The sequence below is a fragment of the Pantoea sp. PNT03 genome, assembly GCF_014852515.1.
Classification (GTDB): Bacteria; Pseudomonadota; Gammaproteobacteria; order Enterobacterales; family Enterobacteriaceae; genus Pantoea; species Pantoea leporis.
Genome location: NZ_JACVBT010000037.1, coordinates 1 through 233 on the forward strand (window position 1 = coordinate 1; position 233 = coordinate 233).

Below are 233 nucleotides of genomic sequence, written 5' to 3' on the forward strand. Positions count from 1 at the left end.
GGATGGTCCCCCCATATTCAGACAGGATACCACGTGTCCCGCCCTACTCTTCGAACTCACAATCTGTGCACTTTCGTGTACGGGGCTATCACCCGGTATCGCGCGACTTTCCAGACGCTTCCACTAACGCACAAACTGATTCAGGTTCTGGGCTGTTCCCCGTTCGCTCGCCGCTACTGGGGGAATCTCGGTTGATTTCTTTTCCTCCGGGTACTTAGATGTTTCAGTTCCCC

General features: G+C 54.5%; 1 rRNA gene. It reads right to left on the reverse strand.

The window, feature by feature from the left end:
• Positions 1-233: ribosomal RNA gene (locus tag IB226_RS23165) — 23S ribosomal RNA — on the reverse strand; the annotation flags it as partial.